Source organism: Streptomyces sp. NPDC048496, assembly GCF_043200055.1.
Taxonomy (GTDB): domain Bacteria; phylum Actinomycetota; class Actinomycetes; order Streptomycetales; family Streptomycetaceae; genus Streptomyces.
On the sequence record NZ_JBICXB010000106.1, the window covers coordinates 1 to 5,619 of the forward strand.

The following is a 5,619-nucleotide window of genomic DNA, read 5'->3' on the forward strand; positions in this document are numbered from 1 at the left end:
TCGTATCCGCGGCTGTCCTCACCGACGGTCTCGGAGGCGTCCACCGACTGACTGTCGATGATCCCGGCACTCGGCTCGGCGTTCCGGCCTTTTTGCTCCCTGGCCGCGCGGCGCAGGCGTTCGTACAGTTCACGCACGTAGTCGTAGGTCCGCCAGCGGCGGAAGAAGTCATAGACCGCCCGCCAGTACGGGAAGTCGACCGGCATGGCCATCCACTTGCTGCCGTTGTCGACGAGGTAGCGCATCGCGTCGAGCATCTCGCGGCGGCAGTACGCCTCCGGACGCCCGCCCTGCTTGAGCAGCCATGCCGGCACCGGCATCGCCGCACGGACCTCGGCCCACTCCGCGTCCGTCATGTCACTCGGATAGCACCGCGCCCGCCGTCCCGGAGCGATCGAACCGAACCTGTGCACGTAGCAGTCGCACTCCGGGGTGACCGTGGTGGACGCGGGTACAGCGGGGATGGTCAACTGGTCGAACAACGGGTCTCCTTGCTCGTGACCGGCCTCAACAACCACGTCACTACCAAGGGGCCCGTTTCTTCATGCCCACGACCACACCAGCATCTCTGTCCGAATGATCACCCACGTCGCACGCTTCGAACGAGATCCGGTTTGCCACAACGCACTCACGCGACAGCGCTTTTGCTGGCCGGGGTCCCGATGCACGTGGTCAGCCGTCGGCTCGGCCACGCGGACGTGCAGACCACGATGAACACGTACGCCCACGTCACCGAGGACGCCGAGCTGCGGGCCGTGGCTGACTGGGCGAAGCTGACCGCCGGATGGCGGGCGGCAACCGACACCGGCGTGATCGGACCGTGCTGATGGGCGCCAAACTGTTGCTGGAAAACATGCGGGACACCCCCGGCTGCTTCCAGGAAGACATTCTGGAGACCTTGTGGGCCGGCCTTCCGGAGCGGTTCCGGACAGTCGACCTTGCTTCGGACGGCCTGGAGCCCGCAGACCGCGCGGCCTTCACCCTGGGCAAGCACCACCGTGGCTTCCGGCTCCGCTTCTGGCAGCTGCCCGCTCCGATGGATCGCGAGATGGCCTGGTGTTGCTGGCGCATCGCCGACCTCGGCGGCCGTATCCCGGTGGGCGCGGTGCAGGGGCTCATCATCTCGCTGGCCAGGGCGGCGGAGGACCATCCCGAATTCCGCGGCTCGCTGATGGAGCACACCCCGCGGGAGTGGGAGCGTGCCCTGGCTGCGGCCTATGCCCGGCATTACGGCCGGCTCCCCGGCAAGGGCTGGACGCTCAACACCGCGACCGTTCTGCGGCGTTGCTACCAGATGCTCTGGGCCGCCTACGATCAGCGGCCCTGGTGGGAACGCGAGGTGTGGGATCCCCACCTGGACCGGCGCATCCCGCTGCGGGACCACGAGCCGAACGGTGACCACAGCCTCTACTTCCAGTCCCTTCAGCCGCTCTGGCTGCGGCACGGCTTCCGGTGGTACCTCAAGGTGGCCCTGGAGACCGGGGAACTGACCTGGACCACCGCCCGGACCCGACGCTCCGGGATCCAGGTCTTCGGTGACTGGATCACCGGCCACGCCGTCACGCTCCCCGCCCGGGCCCCCTGGAGCGTACGGGCCTGCTCGGGGTGTGACCCAGATACGGGTCAAAGGGGCAATGAGTTGATCTTGAAGCCTTGAGCGCCCGGCCCGTCACCCGTTCGGCTCAGCGTCGTTGGTGGCGATGTTGACCATCGTCTTGGAGTCTGGGGTGGGTTGTGACCTCGATCGAGCGGACCGCGTATCCGCGGTTCAAGCGGCTGATCACCGCGCATGAGCTGCATCTGTTCAGCCGCAGCGGCGTGCCGGTCCGCAGCACCTGTCAGCAGATGAAGTCCAACCCGGGCCCGCCGGGGTGGCTCCGCGCCACCGCGGGTCCCCGGTCGCACGGAGGGCTGCTACCGCGCAGTATAGGAAGGGAATGGAGAACCCTTCGGTGATCAACCCCGGGCTCTGCGCGCCCGGTTACCGCGTCCCGACATAGGAAGCGGCGTCCGACAAGGAGGCGTGCTGATGGCGGCGAACACGATGCGGGCGGCTCGCTTCGAGCGGGACGACGGCCGACTGGCCGTAGTGAAGGACATGCCCGTACCCCTGCCGGGGCCGGGCGAGGTGCTCGTCCGCATCGAGGCGTGCGGGATCTGCCTGTCGGACGTGCACATGATCGACGGCAGCCTGCCCTGCCCACTGGAGCAGGTCACTCCTGGCCACGAGCCGGCGGGCACGATCGCCCGGGTGGGTCCCGAGGTGCCGTTCTGGCAGCCGGGCCAGCGGGTGGTCATCGCGCCCGGGAGGGGCTGCGGCACCTGCCGCCACTGCGGCGACGGCCAGACCTGCCTCGCCCCCCAGGTGATGGGGCAGAACTGGGACGGTGCCTGGGCGGAGTACGTCACCACCCCCTACAAGACGCTGGTGGAAGTGCCCGACAGCGTGCCGATCGAGCAGGCGGCGATCTGCGCCGACGCGGTGGCCACGCCGTTCTCGGGACTGGTCGACCGCGGTGCGCTGCGCCCGGGCGAGACCGTCGGCGTGTGGGGAGTCGGCGGCCTCGGCGTGCACGCCGTGCAGATCGCCCGCCTGGCCGGGGCGAGCCTGATCATCGCCGTGGACACCCTCGACGCCGCCTGCCAGCGGGCCCTGGAGACCGGAGCCGACCACGCCCTGAACCCGCGCACAGCCGACGTCCGCGAAGAGGTGCTGCGGCTCACCGACGGCGAGGGGCTAGAGCTGGCGGCTGAATTGTCCGGCGCCAACAGCGCGCTCGGCCAGGCGGTCTCCTGCCTCGGCCGGTACGGGCGGGCGGTCATGATCGGCATGTCGCAGGAGCCGATCCACCTCACCGAGAACACAATCCTCTTCGGGTGGTACAACCACTCCGTCCTCGGCCACGACGGATACACCACACGCCACCTCACCCAGCTCATGCGCCTGCTGGCCTCCGGCCGCCTCGACCTGTCCCGCTCGGTCTCCGACGTACTGCCCCTCGAGGACATCGCCCTCGGCGTGGAGCGGCTCCGGAACAAGGAGGGCAACCCGGTCCGCATCGTCGTCAAGCCATGACTTGCCCGCGCCTTGGGGAGCGCGGTGCCGAGGAAGGGATGACGCCATGTCAGAGTTCTGAGACGGACGCAGAGCTGCTCGCCCGGTATCTGCCCGATCCGTTCGAGCTCACCCAGCCCTTGGTCACCCTCCAGTACGCGATGACCCGGGGCGTGGAGTGGATGGGCGGCGGTTCCTACAACCTGATCGCAGTCAACGTCCCCGTGACCTACGTGTACGGGCGGATCGCCAAGACCCTGCACCTGCTGCGCGTGGTCGACCCGGTCGATGACACCTACCGGCGGCAGATGAACCGGCAGCTCACCGTGCAGGAGTCCCGCCACAAGCTCGCCCGGGACATCTGCCACGGCAAGCGCTGGCAGATCATGCAGGCGTACCGGACGGGACAGGAGGACCAGCTCGGCGCCCTCGGGCTGGTGCTGAACGCCGCCGTGCTCTGGACCACCCAGTACATCGACGCCGCTGTCGCCCAGCTCCGCGCCGAGGGCCACGAGGTCCGGGACGAGGACATCGCCCGACTCTCCCCGCTGAAGCACCGCAACCTCAACGTCTTGGGCCGCTACAGCTTCACCGCCTCCGCCCCGGCCGGCGGGGCCTTGCGGCCGCTGCGCGACCCGGACGCTGCCGGGCTTGACGATGATGACGACGGTGCAGCGGCGTGAGCGTCCCGGTCAGCTTCCGCAGCCGTAGCCGGTCGCGGACTCTGCTTCGGCGGCTGTCACCGAAGAGTCGGTGGCCTACTCGTGGTCTGTGCAGAGGTGGGTAGTCAGGGCCACACATGCCCACTCCTCCCAGGCGTCGGGGGACCAGCCCCGGTCGCGGACGAAGATCAGGTATAGCTCCGGACTGAGCAGCCCGTACAGCAGGTCGGCGGCGCGGACGGTATCGACGTCGGGGCGGGCGTCGGGCTTGGAGGTCAGTGCCTTCGCTGCGGCGTGCTGGACGGTATAGCGCGGGTCGGGGCCGGCGGGCCACTGCGCGGCGATCTCCGGGTCCGTGGCGGCCGCAGCCGCGATCAACGGCATGATCGGGGCGACCCGGCCGAGGATGTCGCGTACACCCCGTACGTGGGCGCGCAGTTGCCCGGCCGCGGTGGGCTCGGCGCACGCGGCGCGGAACCAGTCGCGGTCCATCGTGGCGACCGGTTCGACGTCGCCCGCGATGGACGTGTCGACGACGTCCTTGAACAGCGCGCGCTTGTTTCGGAACACGAAGTACACGGTCTGGACGGCCACACCCGCGCGATCCGCAACCTCTTGAAGGCTTGTCGCACCGTACCCCTGCGCGACGAACAGCTCCCGCGCCGCCGCAACGATCTTCTCGCGGGTACGCCGCGAGCGCTCGGCCCTCTTGTCGGGGCGCTTGACGTTCTGTCCGTCGGATCCCTTGACCGCATCCATGCCGGGAGTCTATCTCTAGAGTCAGTCACTAGAGATGAACTCTAATTTTTTGGAGAGGTAGCGATGAGTGAGACTCGGACGGCTGCGGAGCTCGAGCAAGAGGGTTTTGTGCGCCGCGTGTTGGAGGACTTCTACCGGGACGGCAAGCCGCCGTGGGACAGCGGCATCACGCCGCCCGAGCTGGTGGCCCTGGCAGAGGGGCCCGGTGCGCTGATGCCGGGCCAGGTCCTCGAACTCGGCTGCGGCACCGGGACCAACGCGGTGTACCTGGCCCGGCACGGCTGGCGAGTGACGGCCGTCGACCTGGTCGACCGCGCGGTACGGCAGGCTCGGGAGAAGGCCGACGCTGCAGGAGCGGACGTCACGGTGCTGTGCGGGGACGCCACCCGTCTCGACGAGGTGGGCGTGCCCGGTCCGTACGACCTGTTCTTCGACCTGAGCTGCTACTGCGGGATTCCACCGCACCGCCGCGACGCCTACGCAGCCGGCCTCACCAAGCGTGCCGCCCCCGGTGCGCGATTGCTGATGTTCGGGTACGGGCCCGGGGCGTTTGACGACTCGTGGTCCGGCGTCACTGCGGACGAACTCAGCGCCAGGTTCGCTGGGTGGCAGCTGGACGACGTGACGCCCGGCACGAACCCGGTCCCGACTTTCTGGTTCACGCTGCGCCGCGGCGCCGACTCTGCATGAGCTCAGTCGCACCGGGCAGCTTCGGGCTGCGGCTGTCGCGCGCGGCCGTTCTCATAAATGAACATCTGTGAGAGATCTGCGAGCAGGGCCCCGGCGTTTGCCGAGATCGTCCAGTTTGATCATGTGATGCCGTAGAGGCTGAGGACGAGGGTGCGTTCGGTGTGGGCTCGGCGGCCGGCGGCGGTGTTGGCGTACCCGGCGAGCCTGAGCACGCCACGGATCAGGTCGCGGACGGCGGCGAGGACGGAGGGCGCGTTGTGTGTTCTGACCTGGGACTTGTCCTCGTTGAAGGTCACATCTCGACACCAGTGGACGGTGTTTTCCACGGTCCAGTGTCCGCGAGCCCATGAGGCGATTTCGGGCTCTCCTGCCGTATGTGTGGGTGCTGTGACCTGCGCTGATACATGAAACACGCCGTTTCCTGCAAGGCTTGAGGTGTCTAGTCACAAGCTT

The 5,619-nt window shown here is 68.6% G+C and carries 6 protein-coding genes and 3 pseudogenes; 6 read left to right on the forward strand and 3 right to left on the reverse strand.

What is annotated here, in order from left to right:
* The coding region (locus ACGFSA_RS34635) for a transposase (protein WP_393310082.1) at nt 1-482 on the reverse strand (482 nt) is incomplete at its 3' end.
* Nucleotides 483-614: 132 nt separating this feature from the next.
* Between ACGFSA_RS34635 and ACGFSA_RS34640 the strand changes: the two genes are divergently transcribed.
* The 5 genes and pseudogenes from ACGFSA_RS34640 to ACGFSA_RS34660 form a co-directional block, all read left to right on the forward strand.
* Entirely contained in the window at nt 615-827 is a 213-nt protein-coding gene (locus tag ACGFSA_RS34640) for a tyrosine-type recombinase/integrase (RefSeq protein ID WP_393310084.1), read from the forward strand.
* The gene (locus tag ACGFSA_RS34645; RefSeq protein ID WP_393310086.1) at nt 827-1,657 is read left to right on the forward strand and encodes a hypothetical protein; all 831 of its coding nucleotides are present in this window, start codon (nt 827-829) and stop codon (nt 1,655-1,657) included. The genes ACGFSA_RS34640 and ACGFSA_RS34645 overlap by 1 nt, the downstream gene beginning before the upstream one ends.
* A gap of 372 nt (nt 1,658-2,029) precedes the next feature.
* Nucleotides 2,030-3,076 (forward strand): zinc-binding dehydrogenase, encoded by a 1,047-nt coding sequence (locus tag ACGFSA_RS34650; RefSeq protein WP_393310088.1) that lies wholly within the window; start codon nt 2,030-2,032, stop codon nt 3,074-3,076.
* A 38-nt stretch (nt 3,077-3,114) separates the two neighbouring features.
* Nucleotides 3,115-3,279: pseudogene (locus tag ACGFSA_RS34655) on the forward strand (hypothetical protein); the annotation flags it as partial.
* 12 nt (nt 3,280-3,291) lie between these two features.
* Nucleotides 3,292-3,738: pseudogene (locus tag ACGFSA_RS34660) on the forward strand (Tn3 family transposase); the annotation flags it as partial.
* 75 nt (nt 3,739-3,813) lie between these two features.
* Here the strand turns inward: ACGFSA_RS34660 and ACGFSA_RS34665 are convergent.
* The gene (locus tag ACGFSA_RS34665; protein ID WP_393310090.1) at nt 3,814-4,476 is read right to left on the reverse strand and encodes a TetR/AcrR family transcriptional regulator; all 663 of its coding nucleotides are present in this window, start codon (nt 4,474-4,476) and stop codon (nt 3,814-3,816) included.
* Nucleotides 4,477-4,539: 63 nt separating this feature from the next.
* On the opposite strand from ACGFSA_RS34665, the gene ACGFSA_RS34670 reads away from it, so the two are divergent.
* Nucleotides 4,540-5,166, forward strand: coding sequence for a class I SAM-dependent methyltransferase (locus tag ACGFSA_RS34670; RefSeq protein ID WP_393310092.1), 627 nt, complete (start codon nt 4,540-4,542; stop codon nt 5,164-5,166).
* A 119-nt stretch (nt 5,167-5,285) separates the two neighbouring features.
* Here the strand turns inward: ACGFSA_RS34670 and ACGFSA_RS34675 are convergent.
* Nucleotides 5,286-5,531: pseudogene (locus ACGFSA_RS34675) on the reverse strand (ISAs1 family transposase); the annotation flags it as partial.
* Nucleotides 5,532-5,619: the final 88 nt, after the last annotated feature.

Bases quoted from the DNA above. Each gene is read 5' to 3' on its own strand.
- ACGFSA_RS34665 (WP_393310090.1), bottom strand. From the start codon at position 4,476: ATGGATGCGGTCAAGGGATCCGACGGACAGAACGTCAAGCGCCCCGAC.
- ACGFSA_RS34650 (WP_393310088.1), top strand. From the start codon at position 2,030: ATGGCGGCGAACACGATGCGGGCGGCTCGCTTCGAGCGGGACGACGGC.
- ACGFSA_RS34645 (WP_393310086.1), top strand. From the start codon at position 827: ATGGGCGCCAAACTGTTGCTGGAAAACATGCGGGACACCCCCGGCTGC.
- ACGFSA_RS34670 (WP_393310092.1), top strand. From the start codon at position 4,540: ATGAGTGAGACTCGGACGGCTGCGGAGCTCGAGCAAGAGGGTTTTGTG.